The organism is Yersinia pekkanenii, from assembly GCF_001152565.1.
GTDB lineage: Bacteria > Pseudomonadota > Gammaproteobacteria > Enterobacterales > Enterobacteriaceae > Yersinia > Yersinia pekkanenii.
Genome location: NZ_CQAZ01000012.1, coordinates 28420 through 44186, shown reverse-complemented (window position 1 = coordinate 44186; position 15767 = coordinate 28420). Strand labels below are relative to the sequence as shown.

Sequence of the window (15767 nt, the reverse complement as noted above, 5' to 3'; positions counted from 1 at the left end):
GATATATCTGTTATTAGGTGATAAATGATTATGCTTAATGCAGTCGCGGTCCATTTCATGAGACATGGTTATCGGCGATAATATTATTAATGAAAGCAACATAAATTTAGTAGTTATGACTTTTAATTTCATGGCGTTACCTCTATTCGTTTTCTCCGAAAAGTGGAAGGGGTGGAATATCAAAACTCATCATGTTTGAAACCTAGTTTCATTTTTACTCGGGCGGAGGGCTGTGAAATAACGGTAGAACGTAGTGTTTTGATGCCTCTGTCTTGCAGATAACGGGCCAATTCATGTACTGCTGCGGTGCCTGCCCCGCGAATATTTCCTTCTGCATCTGGCGTTAGCACATTGCGCGGGGCGCTCACCGAAACATCAATATAGAACTCATCTGCCGTGTCCCCCTTACCCGCTCCTAGTACACTGACAATCTCTCCCTCAAGCCGTACCACCACGAACAGATGGTCACTGGTCGTGTTTTCCAATTCGAGTAATAGCGAGGTGCTGGTGGTGCGTGCTGCGCTGGTAGTGCGGTCAAGGTCAGTGAGAGGATTGTCTTGTTGGTCAGTGTGTAACGGTGCAAAAAGATAAGTAGTAAACCATTGGTCCATCACCCTGTGCGCGAGAATAATAGCTGAGCGGTCTGTGGCGCTGGCCTCAATGATTTCTACCGCAAAATGTAAGTCTGGTCTGGCTACCCATTGATTATTCTCACGAATACGGACGGCTGGCGGTTCGGCGGGATAGTGATAAGACTCCAGAGAAAGTGAATACTCCCCTAACGGCAGACTTTGTGCCGCGGCAGGTGATTGTGTGGCGTTGGGATTATGTTCGACATAATGGGCATAATTTAATTGGGCATAGCGAAATGCGCGGGTGATCTGCCGGATGGTTTCAGCCAATCCCAATTGTTGGATAATCGCCCGGACGCCGCTGACCAGATGATCTTCTGTGGCCTGATCGCTGCCCGCATAGCCAGTAGAGTATTGTGTATTAATTCGTGTGACGACACTTTCTAGTTGTTCGGGTGTCCAGTTCTGCACAGAATGACCAAATAATAGTGTGAAATCGGCTAATACGTGAGATACCCACTGGGCGCAGTTTTCATCCGGGCTGCGGGGATAGCGGGCCGCAAGAATATTATCTATTGAGGTTTTACAAAATCGTGCTGTGGCCGGTAATGTCAACGCCTGATTATGTAATTGCATATTGATTTTGCTTAAGGTCCACCTGAGTGGATTGGCTTTTTCATCTCTATTGTTGGGCGGGGCGGGGGTGGGGGCAAGTAAGGGGGAGTTGCCGACGATCAATACCGATTTACCTTGATTATCATCAGAAAACCAATGGGACACATGACGCCATAGTTTATCCGCCTGATCGCAATGGCTATGCGTAACATAATTATAAATCGCCAATGCGGGGATAAATGTACAACCTAAGGTTCCTGCGGTATCCCGTTCGATTCTACTGCAACCGCTATATTCAGCATTGTTTGTTACTCCTGTTTCAACTTGATATTTATCTTCAGGATATAAACAAACTTTTCTACTTTTAATGTTATCGGCAATGGCTAATGGGGATGATGTTATTAAGAAAATAAAGACTAATTGGGTGCTTAGAATTGTCCTTATCATATTAAACTCCTCACTTATTTCTACAGGAAAATGCCCTCAGGAATAGAGTAAGGCGGTTACGTGCTCAATACGGCTATTAAAATTTGTCAGTTCGTAGGGGAAATAAACAACGCTATTCGTTAAGCTGGCGTTGCCAATGCAGGGTCAGAATCGTATTTTTAGTCTCTGCGTTATAGGTTTTCCCTACCAAAATAAAACCTTGTTTACAGTAGAAGCGATAGGCACGCTGGTTTCGTTGGTAAACCTCTAGAGTCAGGGCGCTGTAATGTTGTTGAGCCAGAGCCATCAACGCCTGACCAATGCCATGGCCGTGAAAAGGCTGGGCGACAAACAGTGCGCCCACCAGTTGTTCTTCCAGAATACTGATAAACCCGGCGATAGGATTTCCCCCACCAGAGGCTTCTGGTTTCACTTTTGGTACTTCTGGCTTTACTTCTATTGGTAAGAACACCCAAGTGTGTGCTGTGGGAAGGTAGGTATTCCGTACCAACGGGGCGCTCTCGTGCCAGTATTGCTCAGCAATAAAAGGATGCGCGGCAATGGTACTGGCCAGCCACAATTGCATTAGGGCATCGAGATCGCCCCGTTGGTAAGTTCGAATCATTTCACTGCGTTATCCGGATGGCAAAAACAGCTTGCCAGGTGATCGTTCACCAGACCGCTGGCCTGCATAAAGGCATAACAAATGGTGGAGCCAATAAACTTAAACCCCCGTTTTTTCAGTGCTTTTGACATTGAGTCAGAGACTGCTGTGGTTGCGGGTGCTTCTGCCAGACACCACCAATGATTAATTTTGGCTTCGCCATCAACAAAGCTCCAAATAAAGCGCGAAAAATCTTCGCCGTTAGCTTCCATTGCCAGATAGGCTTGTGCATTGGTAATAATGGCTTGAATTTTACCCCGATGGCGGATAATTCCGCTGTCCTGCATCAGTATTTCTATATCGTCAGGCCCCATTTTTGCTACTCGGAGGGGATCAAAATTATGGAAACATTGGCGATAGCGCTCGCGTTTTTTTAGCACAGTAATCCACGACAGCCCAGCTTGTTGTCCTTCGAGACAAATCATTTCAAACAGTGCCTGACTCTCGGTACGTGGAATTCCCCATTCAGTGTCGTGATAAGCAAGATAGAGCGGATCACGGGTGACCCAGCCGCAGCGTTGTAAATCCATATCCGTGACTCCCTGATTGAGTTTTTATATTAAGTCATAGGGTGAAAGCCAAAGCCGGATGATCGCTGTTCATCGGCTGATTAGCAACCGGTAGACGGACTCTTTACCTTTGGGAGTTTTGGGTGAAGTGACCCGTTGGAATACCATGAAAGGCCCATTTTATCGACAAATCTGCCTTGATTATTGCATCTGGCCGGATTCTGGCTGTATATCTTACGGTCAACGGGTATACTGACTCATTCCATTTTAATCCACTTGTATCGCGTGCGAATCCAACATGCAAAAGTTTGATACCAAGACCTTTCAGGGCCTGATCCTGACGTTACAGGAGTATTGGGCGCGCCAAGGCTGCACCATTGTTCAACCACTGGACATGGAAGTCGGCGCGGGTACCTCCCACCCAATGACCTGCCTGCGCGCGCTTGGCCCAGAGCCAATCGCTGCCGCTTATGTACAACCTTCACGCCGCCCGACCGATGGTCGTTACGGTGAGAACCCGAATCGCCTGCAACACTACTATCAGTTCCAGGTGATAATAAAGCCTTCGCCAGATAACATTCAGGAGCTGTACCTAGGTTCGCTGAAAGAGCTGGGTCTTGATCCGACTATCCACGATATTCGTTTTGTCGAAGATAACTGGGAGAACCCAACGTTGGGTGCCTGGGGCCTGGGTTGGGAAGTGTGGCTCAACGGAATGGAAGTGACACAGTTCACTTACTTCCAGCAAGTGGGCGGTTTGGAATGTAAACCGGTCACCGGCGAGATAACCTATGGTCTGGAACGTCTCGCCATGTACATTCAGGGCGTAGACAGCGTTTATGACCTGATTTGGTGCGACGGCCCGCTGGGCAAAACCACTTACGGCGATATTTATCATCAGAATGAAGTGGAACAATCCACTTATAATTTCGAATATGCCGATGTGGACTTCTTGTTCTCCTGTTTTGAGCAGTACGAGAAAGAAGCTAAGTCGTTGCTGGCGTTAGAAAACCCGCTGCCGCTACCGGCTTATGAACGTATTCTGAAGGCGGGTCACACGTTTAACCTGCTGGATGCCCGTAAAGCCATCTCGGTGACCGAGCGCCAACGCTATATTCTGCGCATTCGTACGCTGACCAAAGCTGTCGCCGAGGCTTATTATGCCTCCCGCGAGGCGTTGGGCTTCCCTATGTGCAAAAAGAATCAGAACTAAGAGGCTGTCATGACTCAACAGACTTTCCTGGTGGAAATCGGCACGGAAGAGTTGCCACCGAAGGCTCTTCGTTCTTTGGCCGAATCTTTTGCCGCCAATTTTACTGCTGAACTGGATAACGCCAATTTGCCTCATGGTGAGGTGGTTTGGTATGCCGCGCCGCGCCGTCTGGCGCTAAAAGTAGCCAATTTAAGTGCTGCTCAGGCGGATCGTGAAGTCGAAAAACGTGGCCCGGCGATCGCCCAAGCGTTTGATGCCGAAGGTAAACCAAGCAAAGCAGCCGAAGGCTGGGCACGCGGTTGTGGCATTACCGTGGATCAGGCTGAGCGTCTGGTCACCGATAAAGGCGAATGGCTGCTGTATCGCGCCCATGTTAAAGGCCAGTCAGCACAATTACTGCTGGCGGGGATGGTAACTACCGCGTTGAGCAAGTTGCCCATTCCAAAACTGATGCGTTGGGGTGATAAAGAAACCCAATTCGTTCGTCCGGTTCATACCGTGACTATGCTGCTGGGTGCTGAAGTTATTCCTGGCACGGTGCTAGGTATCGATTCAGATCGTGTTATCCGTGGTCACCGCTTTATGGGTGAACCTGAGTTTAGCCTCGATAATGCCGATCAATACCCGCAAGTCTTGTTGGCGCGCGGCAAAGTCATTGCTGACTATGAATTGCGCAAAGCTATCATTAAGCGTGATGCAGAACTGGCAGCGCAAAAGATTGGCGGTGTGGCTGATCTGAGTGAAAGCCTGCTGGAAGAAGTCGCATCCCTGGTGGAGTGGCCAGTGGTGTTGACGGCGAAATTCGAAGAGAAATTCCTGGCAGTCCCTGCGGAAGCGTTGGTACATACCATGAAAGGCGACCAGAAGTATTTTCCGGTTTACGACGTTGCCGGTAACTTACTGCCACACTTCATTTTTGTTGCCAATATCGACTCTAAAGATCCTCAGCAAATTATTTCCGGCAATGAGAAGGTGGTGCGCCCACGTCTGGCCGATGCCGAGTTCTTCTTTAAAAGCGACCGTAAAAAACGTCTGGAAGATAACTTACCCCGTCTGGAAACCGTGCTGTTCCAACAGCAACTGGGCACCCTGCGTGATAAAACTGATCGTATCCAGGCGCTGGCAGGTTGGGTTGCCGCCCAGACTGGTGCTGATGTTAACCATGCGACCCGTGCCGGTTTACTGTCTAAATGCGACCTGATGACCAATATGGTGTTCGAATTCACCGACACCCAAGGCGTGATGGGGATGCACTATGCCCGTTACGACGGTGAAGCTGAAGACGTGGCGGTCGCGCTGAATGAGCAATACCAGCCACGTTTTTCTGGCGATAGCTTGCCATCCAACCCAGTGGCTTGTGCATTGGCGATTGCCGATAAAATGGATACGCTGGCGGGTATTTTCGGTATTGGTCAACATCCTAAAGGTGATAAAGACCCGTTTGCTCTGCGCCGTGCGGCGTTGGGTGTGCTGCGTATTATCGTCGAGAAGAATTTGCCGCTGGATTTACAAACGCTGACCGAAGAGGCAGTGCGCTTGTACGGCAGCAAGCTGACCAACAGCAAAGTGGTTGATGAAGTGATTGAGTTCATGCTGGGCCGCTTCCGTGCCTGGTATCAGGATGAAGGTCATAGTGTCGATACCATTCAGGCGGTGTTGGCTCGTCGTCCAACCCGACCGGCTGATTTTGATGCCCGGGTGAAGGCGGTGACCTATTTCCGCACACTGGACGCCGCTGCCGCACTGGCTGCCGCGAACAAGCGTGTGTCAAATATCCTGGCAAAATCGACTGATACCCTGAATGACCACGTTCATGCTTCGGTGTTAAAAGAACCGGCAGAGCTTAAACTGGCAACACATTTGGTGGTGTTGCGTGATAAGTTGGAGCCGGTATTTGCTGCGGGTCAATATCAAGAAGCACTGGTTGAACTGGCGGCTCTGCGGGAAACAGTCGACGCGTTCTTCGACAATGTGATGGTCATGGACGAAGACGATGCGGTACGGGTTAACCGGCTAACATTGTTGAGCAAATTACGTGAGCTGTTCTTGCAGGTTGCTGATATTTCGTTATTGCAGTAATCCTGTACTTGATTGGTCACAGGGGGAGCGTATATCGCTCCCCTGAGCTATTCTTAACATGGGTATTGCGTGATAAGAATGGGATTTTGTGAAAATGAGTACTTATTACAGGAGTGGTTTTACATGACTTTTGCACTGAATACGACCCGATATTCACGTTGGTTCGCGCCATTACTGGCGTTACTGGTGGTGTTTCAATTAACTGCCTGTGGGGATAAAGAGCCAGAACAACGTAAGGCTTTTATTGATTATCTGCAAAATACCGTGATGCGCAGTGGGATGAAACTGCCAACGCTGAGTGAAGATCAAAAGCAAAAGTTTGGGCCTTATGTTAGCGATTATGCGATTTTAGTCACTTTTTCACAGCAACTCAGTAAATCTGTGGATGCCAGCCTGAGCCCAGCCATTGCGCAAATCAATGAGATTCGTATGGCGCAGGATTATCTCAATAAACGGGATGCTCTACAGCAGTCTGCGGGTGCGCTTAACCTGTTAGTGCAGCAGATTCGTACTGCAAAAGCGCAGGCCGACAGCGCGGTGGCGGCCTTGAAGCAACCTGATGATTTGAAAGTTGTTTTCAATAAAGTTTTTGATAATATTGTGACTCAACCGACCAACGTGCTGATACCGGCTGTTCCGGTGATATCTGCATTTGTTCAGGACCTGGCTCAGGTTGGGGATTTCCTGCAACAGCAGGGCGCGCAGGTCAGCTTTAATAATGGCGGCGTTCAATTTCAGACTCAGCAGCAAGCAGCGCAATACAACACCATGATGGCTAATTTGGTCGCCAAGTATCCGGCGATGATGGCCGCGCAGAAAAGCGTAATGAGTGTCATGCAGTGATGGTTTTGGTTGATTTAGTTTGATTTGGTGATCGGTTCGGTTGTTAAAGCAACTGAGTTTACTTAACCTGCGATGAACCAACCGGCAAAGGGGCCATAAGCGTGGCCCCTTGTGCAATCCCGCGCTTGCGCGAAATATTACTACTATTCGCGGTGCCCTCCGGCAACTTGCAGGCTTAATCGAACCGGGGCTGATTCGCTCCCAGCTCGACAGCCCCTTTCGCCGCGTCCATGCGGCTCATTCGGCCTGCAATCTTTGTCGGTAATATTCCTGATTGCGCTCAACGTCAAAAGCCAATTCAAAACCCTGCTTTTAGGTTTTGATGTTTAAAAGCACATTTGAGCTGCCGAGTGAAGAATGAAGCCAGGGAAATCCGGCATGGACGCCGGATTTAGGTGTCACGCGGAGGGACCCGCGTAAAGCCGTCCCGCCAGCGTAATGATAAGCCGAGGGAACCTGCGAAGCAGGCTAGCGATACGTGCGAAAGCGCGGATTGTTAAGGCCCACGCTTATGGGCCTTAACTCGGTTGAGGCTACTGAGCTAAAATGACCACTGAACCCATATCAACCGAAACCTGATCCGAACCTAAACGCTGAGCCACTATCAACCGAAACCTGCTCCAATCCTGTGCCCCCCTCCCCCTTGTTGTTTTATTACACATTTCTACCAAGAGTTAAGTCTGAGCTGCTATTAGTCGAGTGAATGTCTCATCTCTCCTCCACGAGCAAAAATAACTTGTGATTAACATCACATTTCCAAAACAAATGAGCGCCATTAAAGTGTGATATGAATCACTATAATGGCCGTTTGCAGCTTAAAAATTCTCCGATGTGGCTTTCTTACACCGCAATAGCGTGATCTTAATCAACAAATACACCCCTATAGCAGGGGTTTTAGTGTGACGTTGATCACGAAAAAGGGGTGAGCTACGTGTGAGTAAAGGAGCATGCTAAAGTTTGTTTTGCATACAGCGTGTTTGTATTCGATAACACCGGCGGGTTTTGCAGAACTGCCTCAATAAAACAATTATATCGCGCTCTTATTGTTAGCGCGTACCAATAGGGGTGTTTTATGTTTTCACCAGACGCAAAGGTCAGAGTTCAAAACTTTGGCCGATTCCTCAGTAACATGGTTATGCCCAATATCGGTGCATTCATTGCCTGGGGTATTATCACCGCACTGTTTATTCCCACGGGCTGGCTGCCAAATGAAACGCTAGCCAAGCTGGTTGGCCCAATGATCACCTACCTGTTGCCACTGCTGATCGGTTTTACCGGCGGCCGTTTGGTGGGGGGCGATCGTGGTGGCGTGGTGGGTGCTATCACTACCATGGGGGTTATCGTTGGTGCGGATATGCCAATGTTCCTCGGCGCGATGATTGCAGGCCCGCTGGGTGGCTGGGCAATCAAGCGCTTTGACCGCTGGGTCGACGGTAAAATCAAAAGCGGCTTTGAGATGCTGGTTAACAACTTCTCAGCCGGCATTATCGGGATGCTGTTGGCGATCCTGGCCTTTATGGCGATTGGCCCACTGGTTGAAGTCTTGTCGCATGTGCTGGCTAAAGGCGTGCACATCATGGTGCAGAATAACCTGCTGCCATTGACGTCAATCTTTGTTGAACCGGCCAAAATCCTGTTCCTGAATAACGCGATTAACCACGGTATCTTCTCACCGCTTGGCATCCAGCAGGCGACAGAAACCGGTAAGTCTATCTTCTTCCTGATCGAAGCGAACCCAGGTCCAGGTTTGGGTGTGTTGATGGCTTATATGTTCTTTGGTAAAGGCAATGCCAAGCAGTCTGCTGGCGGCGCGGCTATCATCCACTTCTTCGGTGGTATTCACGAAATCTATTTCCCATACGTGCTGATGAACCCACGCTTATTGCTGGCGGTTATTCTGGGCGGTATGACCGGTGTGTTCACTCTGACGGTATTGCACGGTGGTCTGGTATCACCTGCGTCTCCGGGGTCTATCTTGGCGGTCTTGGCCATGACACCTAAAGGTGCCTACTTCGCTAACATTGCGGCGGTTGCTGCGGCGTTTGCAGTGTCCTTCGTGGTCTCGGCTATCTTGCTGAAAAGCTCTAAAGCGAAAGTTGACGACGAAGACAGTCTGGAAGATGCCACTCGACGTATACAAGATATGAAAGCGCAGTCTAAAGGGGCACAAGCGGCGAATGCTGCTGCTGCCGCAGGCGACTTGAGCACTGTACGTAAAATCATCGTAGCCTGTGACGCGGGTATGGGTTCCAGTGCGATGGGGGCTGGTGTGTTGCGTAAAAAAGTACTGGATGCTGGCCTGAAACATATCTCAGTGACTAACTGCGCCATCAATAACCTGCCTGAAGATGTTGACTTGGTTATCACGCACCGTGATTTGACTGAGCGGGCGATGCGCCATGCACCGCAGGCCCAGCATATCTCGCTGACTAACTTCCTCGACAGTCAACTGTATACCAACCTGACGCTACGTTTGGTTGAAGTCGCCAACGCCACGGCGAAAACACAGAAAGTGATTGAAACGCTGGATGATAGCTTTGAGCCATTAGAAGCCAATCTGTTCAAGCTGGGTGCGGAGAATATCTTCCTCAATCAACATGCAACCAATAAAGAGCAGGCTATCCGCTTCGCCGGTGAGCAGTTGGTAAAAGGCGGTTATGTCGAAGTGGAATATGTTGAAGCGATGTTAGAACGTGAAAAACTGAGCTCCACTTATCTGGGCGAGTCTATCGCTGTGCCCCACGGGACGATTGAAGCGAAAGACCGCGTACTGAAAACCGGCGTGGTATTCTGCCAATACCCTGAAGGCGTGCGCTTTGGCGAAGAAGAAGACGAAGTGGCTCGTTTGGTGATTGGTATTGCGGCACGTAATAACGAGCACATTCATGTTATTACCAGCCTGACCAATGCGCTGGATGATGAGTCGGTAATTGAGCGCTTAAGCAAAACCACCAGCGTGCAGGAAGTCTTGGATTTACTTGCAGGTAAAAAGTAATTGGGTGACAAATCTGCCGGGAGCAGATTTGAACGCGGCTTGCAGCGGCCTCGCAGAGGCGAGGTCCATGGGCGGGCCGAGTAGTAAGAGCAGCCAACGCACATGCAGCTTGAAGTCTGACGAGTAAAGGGCCGTTGGGAGAAAACGGCCCTTCTACAGCAAAAAGGTAACGAATATGAAAGCATTACATTTTGGCGCAGGTAACATTGGCCGAGGGTTCATTGGTAAACTTCTTGCTGATGCCGGCGCGCAATTGACCTTCGCAGATGTTAACCAACCGCTGCTGGATGAGCTGAATAAACGTAAAAGTTATCAGGTCAATGTGGTTGGCGAACAGGCACGAGTGGAAGAAGTGAAAAATGTTAGCGCAGTCAACAGTGGTAGCCCGGAAGTGGTGGCACTGATTGCTGAGGCCGATATTGTTACCACCGCCGTTGGCCCACAAATTCTGGCACGTATTGCCGGGACGGTGGCGCAGGGTTTGGTAGCCCGTCATCAGCAAGGTAATACTCGTCCGCTGAATATTATTGCTTGTGAGAATATGGTGCGTGGTACCAGCCAGTTAAAACAACATGTTTTTGCTGCCTTGCCAGAAAGTGAGCAGGCGTGGGTTGAGCAACATGTTGGTTTTGTCGATTCTGCGGTAGATCGTATTGTCCCGCCATCAGAAGCAGGTAGTACCGATATTCTGGCGGTGACGGTAGAAACCTTTAGTGAGTGGATTGTCGATGGCACCCAGTTTAAAGGGACACCACCGAACATCGCTGGCATGGAATTGACGGATAACCTGATGGCTTTTGTGGAGCGTAAACTCTTCACCCTGAACACCGGTCACGCCATTACCGCCTATTTGGGCCAACTTGCCGGCCATCAAACTATTCGTGATGCCATTCTGGATCCTGCTGTGCGTCAAACAGTACAAGGCGCGATGGAAGAGAGCGGCGCAGTGCTGATTAAACGCTATGCTTTTGATCCACAAAAACATGCCGCTTATATCAATAAAATTCTCTCCCGTTTTGAGAACCCTTACCTGCATGACGATGTGGAGCGCGTTGGCCGTCAGCCACTGCGTAAACTGAGCGCCGGTGACCGGTTGATCAAGCCGTTGTTGGGCACTTTGGAGTATCAATTGCCGCACACTAACCTGGTAACCGGTATTGCTGCCGCCCTGAGCTACCGTAGTGAGCAGGATCCGCAAGCACAGGAACTGGTTGAATTGCTGGCTAAATTAGGACCGAAAGCAACGCTGGCACAAATTTCAGGCTTGCCTGCTGATGGCGAGGTTGTCGAACAGGCTGTGAGTGTGTATAACGCCATGCAGAACAAGCTGGCGCACTGATCCCGTTAAAGATCCAGCCAGTGTCAATACCGTGTCAGATTGCGCGGTATTGATCTTTTGGTAGCCTGATAATCTGATGGATGGCTATATTCACTTACCTCCCAGTGACAAGCGATGATTGAAAAAACACAGGCATTTGAGAATCGGGTACTTGAACATCTGAACGCCGGAAAGACCGTTCGGAGTTTCTTGATGGCTGCTGTCGAATTATTGGCAGAAGCACTGAATATTCTCGTGGTGCAGGTTTTTCGTAAAGATGACTATGCGGTGAAATATGCCGTGGAACCCTTGCTGGTCGGTGATGGGCCGTTGAGTGAGCTGTCGGTACGCTTGAAACTGGTTTATGCCTTGGGTGTGATTACCCGCCACGAATATGAAGATGCCGAGCTGTTAATGGCGCTGCGTGAAGAGCTAAACCACGATGGCACCGAGTATCGCTTTACTGATGACGAAATCCTCGGGCCATTTGGTGAATTGCATTGTGTGGCTGAACTGCCCCCAGTACCCACTTTTTTGCGCCCGGATGAAGCGGATGCCTCGCTGATCGCCATGCAACGTCAGCGTTATCAGCAAATGGTGCGTTCAACCATGGTGCTGTCGATCACCGAATTGCTCGCCCGCATCAGCCTCAAACAAGTTTCCAAACTTTCGCCACTCGGCCACGCCTGAGTTACTGCAATGCACTGAGCCACTCGCCGACCAACAGCCACAATGCGGTTATTGCCATCAAGCCGCCCATCACGCCATTGAATAATTGTAATTTCCAGTTAACGCGCAGCGCATGGTGTAGCTGATCGCCCATCACTGCCCAAACGGCAACACAAGGCAGATTCAATAAAGCAAAGCCACTGACCAGCAGTAAGGTATGGCTCAGTGTCGCGCCGTCACGTGGGGTGAATAAGATAGCGACATTCATTGCCATCAACCAGGCTTTGGGATTAATGGCCTGAAATAGCGCCCCCTGGATAAACCCCATCGGCTGTTGGCCATCTCTTGCATTTGGGCTGCCTGAATTAAAAATTTTCCATGATAGCCACAATAAATAAGCGCATCCCAATGTCACCAGTGGCAACCGAATAACGCCGACCCAATTGAGAATTAATGCCAGTAATGTGGTCATTAACGCACATTGTAATGCGCAGCCAAAGGTAATTCCCAACATCATCGGGAGGGTACGGCGCAAGCCAAAATTGACGCCTGATGCCGCTAACAGCAGGTTATTCGGGCCGGGGGTGATCGACATAACGGTGACGTAACTGATAAAAGCACTGTCCAGCATGAGAAGTCCTCTCCCTTCGTACTGGAAGCTGCAGGGGTGTTAGCTGCGTTCACTTACCCGGATCACTTACGTTAGTAAGCTCATCGGGACTCGCTCGCTTGCCGCCTACCTGCAACGCCAATGACTTTGGGTGTATTTTTGATGTGACCAAGAGACTCAGCATAAACAGCAATTCGTTATGGCGTCAGAAGCAGAAGTTATCTATTGTTATGGGTACAGTTTTCATAACCCTAAACTGTACCCATCGATCCTGCGGAGAACTGTCACTATGTCCCTTGTTATGAATGAAATTCGCTACTTGCAAGTGGCCGACAATTTAGCGCAGGCGATTAAAAAAGGCAGTTTGCTGGCGGGCAGTCGCCTGCCATCAGTGCGCGGTTATGCACAAAACCATCAGGTGAGCATCAACACCGTAGTGGCGGCTTATCGTACGCTGGAAGACCGTGGTTTGATTGAGGCGCGCCCGCAGTCAGGGTTTTATGTTTGTAGCCCGTCGACAGCGGTAGTACCCACTGCCACGGTGGGTAAGCCGGTGGACGAGGTGCTGGATTTGATTGATACGGTATTTGCCGCGCAACAAAATCCACGCTTTACCAATATTTCATTGGCTTGTCCGCAGACTGCCGATTTTTATCCGAGTGCCAAGTTGGGCCGTATCATGGCCTCCCTATTACGTCGTCAGCCGCAGTTGATTAGCCAATATGCGCTGCCACCCGGTAGCCAACGCTTGCGCCAACAAATCGCCCGTCGCGGCATGACGCTGGGGATGCTGTCTAATCCGGCGGATATCACCATCACCCATGGCTGTATGGAGGCATTGCAATTAGCATTACGTGTCACTACTCAGCCGGGGGATTGCGTCGGGTTGGAGTCGCCGACTTATTTCTATCTGATGCCGTTGCTGGCGAGCCTCGGCCTAAAAGCAGTGGAAATCCCTACCGATCCGCAGCAAGGTTTATCACTGGATGTGCTGGAGTTACTGCTTCAGGAGGGGCGATTGAATGCGTTGATTGCCATGCCGACGGTGCAGAACCCATTGGGGTATACCATGCCGTTGGCGGCGAAAAAGCGCCTGGCACAATTGATAAACGATCATCAGGTGCCATTGATTGAAGATGGCCTCTATGCAGAAATTCAATTTGGCTCTACGTTGTCGCCAGCGGTAAAAGCGTTTGACCGCGACGGCTGGGTCCTGTTTTGCTCCAGTTTTACCAAAACGCTGGCACCGGACTTTCGTATTGGCTGGATTGAAGGGGGTCGCTTCGCAGAGGCATTACACAAGCTCAAAGCGGTATCATCAATGGCGGAACCGGCGTTATTATCGGAAACATTGGCGCTGTTTCTTGAGTCCGGCGGCTATGACCACCACTTGCGCAGCTTACGTCGCCGTTACGCGCAGCAGGTGCAGCAAGCCCAGCAATTGATCTCTCGTTACTTCCCTCGGGGCACCAAAGTGACACTACCGGCGGGGGGGTTTGTATTCTGGGTAGAATTCCCCGACAGCATAGATACTGTCGCGTTGTTCCATCAATTATTACAAGAGCAGATTTGCCTGACGCCGGGTACGCTTTACTCGCCCAGTGGCCGCTATCGCAATGCATTCCGTCTCTCGTGCTGTTATCCGTTTAATAGCCACTATACCGCGGCCTTGGTAAGACTTGGGGCCGTGGCATGTGAAATTAGTGGTCTGCCTGCCGGAATGCAGTGACAACCGGTACAGGCTGCTGCTGAACAGCGCGCATCCTGATACACTATCCATCTTGATGCACAATCAGTGCTATCCTATCTCCAACTTTAGCGAAATATCGTGCCCATCAGTGGCATGTACGGGCCAATATTATGAAAGAACATGCAGAAATCAAACGTCTAAGCGATATGTTGGATGCGATGAACCACAAAGACCCTGCCGTGATCCAACAGGGCAATGTGGATTTAATCGCCCAGCATATGAAAGAAAAAGAGAAACTGGCGGCTGAAATTCAGCGCCTGAAAGAAGTGCGAGTCAAAAATCTGAGCGTTGAAGCCCAGAAGTTGGCGCAACTGCCGTTCAGCCGAGCGATCACCAAGAAAGAACAGGCGGATATGGGCACGTTGAAGAAAGCAGTGCGTGGTATTGTCGTGGTGCATCCAATGACGGCGTTAGGTCGTGAGATGGGGCTGAAAGAAGTGACGGGCTACGCGAAAAAAGCGTTCTGATCACTGCAATATGCTAAATCCGGGTCGGTGGCATGGCCACCACCCCGATTTTGCAGACTCGTATCATTATCTTTTCGAACTTAATAAGTAACGTATTAAAAGCCGATCAACCGCCGGTTAAAATCTTCAATTTTCTCGTCAGCAATACGCATCAGCATGGTTTTGCTCCAACTGGCAGAGAGCCCCGATACCGCTAATAAGTGGCGATACTGTTCTTCATCGAACGGCATATGCCAGGCCATGGCGAGCGTCCGCCACTGAGATATCACTGGTGCGTGCTAATAACGCCAAGGGATGGCCCTCACTGACACTGCCCGCAGAAATGACGCGATACAGCCAGCCGCAGTAGCCGATTTGCTGCATCAGTGTTGATATCTCATTAAGCGTGAAATGGAAGTTGAGTTTATAACAAGGTGAACGCGGTTGGGTGACCTGAATAATGGCCCCGCCCCAGCGATAGATATCCCCCATGGCAGGAATAACCGTATTGGCTATACCTGCCTGGTCACAAGGTTTAACGGCTAATCAGAACGTTCCCCAGTTATCTTGCTGGGAAGCTCGGCTGCTTTCCGTGCCTGAGCGTGGTGTTGGCACTGCGGGCGAGCCAGAGTGACTTCGCGTTGGTTCTGTCTCCGCATCGGATAGCCGGAATACCGCCACTGCCTGTGCCAACAAAATGGCCTGTTCAGCCAGTGAGTCAGCGGCGGCGGCAGATTCTTCTACCAAAGCCGCATTCTGCTGAGTGGTGCTGTCCATTTCAGAGATAGCCTGGCTGACCTGCGTGATACCACGGCTTTGTTCATCGGACGCTGAGGCGATTTCCGCCATGATGTCGCGTACATGAGTCACCGAACGGACGATTTCTTCCATGGTTTGACCGGCATTTTTCACCAGCGATGTTCCGGCATTGACTTGAGATACCGACTCGCCGATCAGCCCTTCAATCTCTTTAGCTGCTTGCGCACTGCGTTGTGCCAGATTGCGCACTTCGCTGGCTACCACGGCAAAGCCACGGCCTTGCTCACCGGCTCGAGCCG

13 protein-coding genes and 1 pseudogene (1 of these 14 running past the window's edge) are annotated in these 15767 nt (G+C 50.2%); 8 read left to right on the top strand and 6 right to left on the bottom strand.

Annotation, left to right across the window (positions count from 1 at the left end):
• Positions 1-179: 179 nt before the first annotated feature.
• The 3 genes from AEP37_RS07935 to AEP37_RS07925 form a co-directional block, all read right to left on the bottom strand.
• Positions 180-1634, bottom strand: a complete 1455-nt coding sequence (locus AEP37_RS07935) for a GNAT family N-acetyltransferase (protein WP_049612178.1) — start codon at positions 1632-1634, stop codon at positions 180-182.
• 112 nt (positions 1635-1746) lie between these two features.
• On the bottom strand, positions 1747-2238 hold the full coding sequence (locus AEP37_RS07930; protein ID WP_049612176.1) for an N-acetyltransferase: 492 nt from the start codon (positions 2236-2238) through the stop codon (positions 1747-1749).
• A complete protein-coding gene (locus tag AEP37_RS07925) occupies positions 2235-2807 on the bottom strand; it encodes a DNA-3-methyladenine glycosylase I (protein WP_049612174.1) in 573 nt (190 codons plus the stop codon). The genes AEP37_RS07930 and AEP37_RS07925 overlap by 4 nt, the downstream gene beginning before the upstream one ends.
• Before the next feature lie 277 nt (positions 2808-3084).
• Here AEP37_RS07925 and glyQ point away from each other — a divergent pair, with 277 nt between their 5' ends.
• From glyQ to AEP37_RS07895, 6 genes are all read left to right on the top strand, one after another.
• Complete coding sequence (glyQ, locus tag AEP37_RS07920; RefSeq protein WP_049612172.1) at positions 3085-3999, top strand: glycine--tRNA ligase subunit alpha; 915 nt, start codon at positions 3085-3087, stop codon at positions 3997-3999.
• Between the two features lie 9 nt (positions 4000-4008).
• Positions 4009-6078: a glycine--tRNA ligase subunit beta gene (gene glyS, locus AEP37_RS07915; RefSeq protein ID WP_049612170.1), complete on the top strand. Its 2070-nt coding sequence runs from the start codon at positions 4009-4011 to the stop codon at positions 6076-6078.
• Positions 6079-6201: 123 nt separating this feature from the next.
• Positions 6202-6921 carry a DUF3053 domain-containing protein gene (locus tag AEP37_RS07910; RefSeq protein WP_049612168.1) on the top strand — a complete coding sequence of 240 codons (720 nt, stop codon included), beginning with the start codon at positions 6202-6204 and terminating at the stop codon, positions 6919-6921.
• 1072 nt (positions 6922-7993) lie between these two features.
• Positions 7994-9916: a PTS mannitol transporter subunit IICBA gene (locus tag AEP37_RS07905; protein ID WP_049612167.1), complete on the top strand. Its 1923-nt coding sequence runs from the start codon at positions 7994-7996 to the stop codon at positions 9914-9916.
• Positions 9917-10091: 175 nt separating this feature from the next.
• Entirely contained in the window at positions 10092-11255 is a 1164-nt protein-coding gene (locus tag AEP37_RS07900; protein ID WP_049612165.1) for a mannitol-1-phosphate 5-dehydrogenase, read from the top strand.
• 114 nt (positions 11256-11369) lie between these two features.
• Positions 11370-11924: an MltR family transcriptional regulator gene (locus AEP37_RS07895; RefSeq protein ID WP_049612163.1), complete on the top strand. Its 555-nt coding sequence runs from the start codon at positions 11370-11372 to the stop codon at positions 11922-11924.
• 1 nt (position 11925) lies between these two features.
• Here the strand turns inward: AEP37_RS07895 and AEP37_RS07890 are convergent, their stop codons facing one another.
• Positions 11926-12534 (bottom strand): LysE family translocator, encoded by a 609-nt coding sequence (locus AEP37_RS07890; protein WP_049612162.1) that lies wholly within the window; start codon positions 12532-12534, stop codon positions 11926-11928.
• A gap of 268 nt (positions 12535-12802) precedes the next feature.
• Here AEP37_RS07890 and AEP37_RS07885 point away from each other — a divergent pair, with 268 nt between their 5' ends.
• Positions 12803-14242, top strand: coding sequence for an aminotransferase-like domain-containing protein (locus AEP37_RS07885; protein ID WP_049612161.1), 1440 nt, complete (start codon positions 12803-12805; stop codon positions 14240-14242).
• Between the two features lie 131 nt (positions 14243-14373).
• Positions 14374-14730, top strand: coding sequence for a YibL family ribosome-associated protein (locus AEP37_RS07880; RefSeq protein WP_049612159.1), 357 nt, complete (start codon positions 14374-14376; stop codon positions 14728-14730).
• A 95-nt stretch (positions 14731-14825) separates the two neighbouring features.
• Here AEP37_RS07880 and AEP37_RS07875 read toward each other — a convergent pair.
• Together AEP37_RS07875 and AEP37_RS07870 are read right to left on the bottom strand one after the other, a co-directional pair.
• Positions 14826-15201, bottom strand: a pseudogene (locus AEP37_RS07875) (MOSC domain-containing protein); the annotation flags it as partial.
• A gap of 54 nt (positions 15202-15255) precedes the next feature.
• Positions 15256-15767: the final stretch of a methyl-accepting chemotaxis protein gene (locus tag AEP37_RS07870; RefSeq protein WP_049612158.1), read on the bottom strand. 1450 nt of this gene lie beyond the right edge of the window; only the last 512 of its 1962 coding nucleotides appear in the window; the start codon falls outside the window, past its right edge — the gene reads right to left on this strand; the stop codon is at positions 15256-15258.

Coding starts and splice junctions, on each gene's coding strand:
- AEP37_RS07935 (WP_049612178.1), bottom strand. CDS start 1,634: ATGATAAGGACAATTCTAAGCACCCAATTAGTCTTTATTTTCTTAATA.
- AEP37_RS07930 (WP_049612176.1), bottom strand. CDS start 2,238: ATGATTCGAACTTACCAACGGGGCGATCTCGATGCCCTAATGCAATTG.
- AEP37_RS07925 (WP_049612174.1), bottom strand. CDS start 2,807: ATGGATTTACAACGCTGCGGCTGGGTCACCCGTGATCCGCTCTATCTT.
- glyQ (WP_049612172.1), top strand. CDS start 3,085: ATGCAAAAGTTTGATACCAAGACCTTTCAGGGCCTGATCCTGACGTTA.
- glyS (WP_049612170.1), top strand. CDS start 4,009: ATGACTCAACAGACTTTCCTGGTGGAAATCGGCACGGAAGAGTTGCCA.
- AEP37_RS07910 (WP_049612168.1), top strand. CDS start 6,202: ATGACTTTTGCACTGAATACGACCCGATATTCACGTTGGTTCGCGCCA.
- AEP37_RS07905 (WP_049612167.1), top strand. CDS start 7,994: ATGTTTTCACCAGACGCAAAGGTCAGAGTTCAAAACTTTGGCCGATTC.
- AEP37_RS07900 (WP_049612165.1), top strand. CDS start 10,092: ATGAAAGCATTACATTTTGGCGCAGGTAACATTGGCCGAGGGTTCATT.
- AEP37_RS07895 (WP_049612163.1), top strand. CDS start 11,370: ATGATTGAAAAAACACAGGCATTTGAGAATCGGGTACTTGAACATCTG.
- AEP37_RS07890 (WP_049612162.1), bottom strand. CDS start 12,534: ATGCTGGACAGTGCTTTTATCAGTTACGTCACCGTTATGTCGATCACC.
- AEP37_RS07885 (WP_049612161.1), top strand. CDS start 12,803: ATGTCCCTTGTTATGAATGAAATTCGCTACTTGCAAGTGGCCGACAAT.
- AEP37_RS07880 (WP_049612159.1), top strand. CDS start 14,374: ATGAAAGAACATGCAGAAATCAAACGTCTAAGCGATATGTTGGATGCG.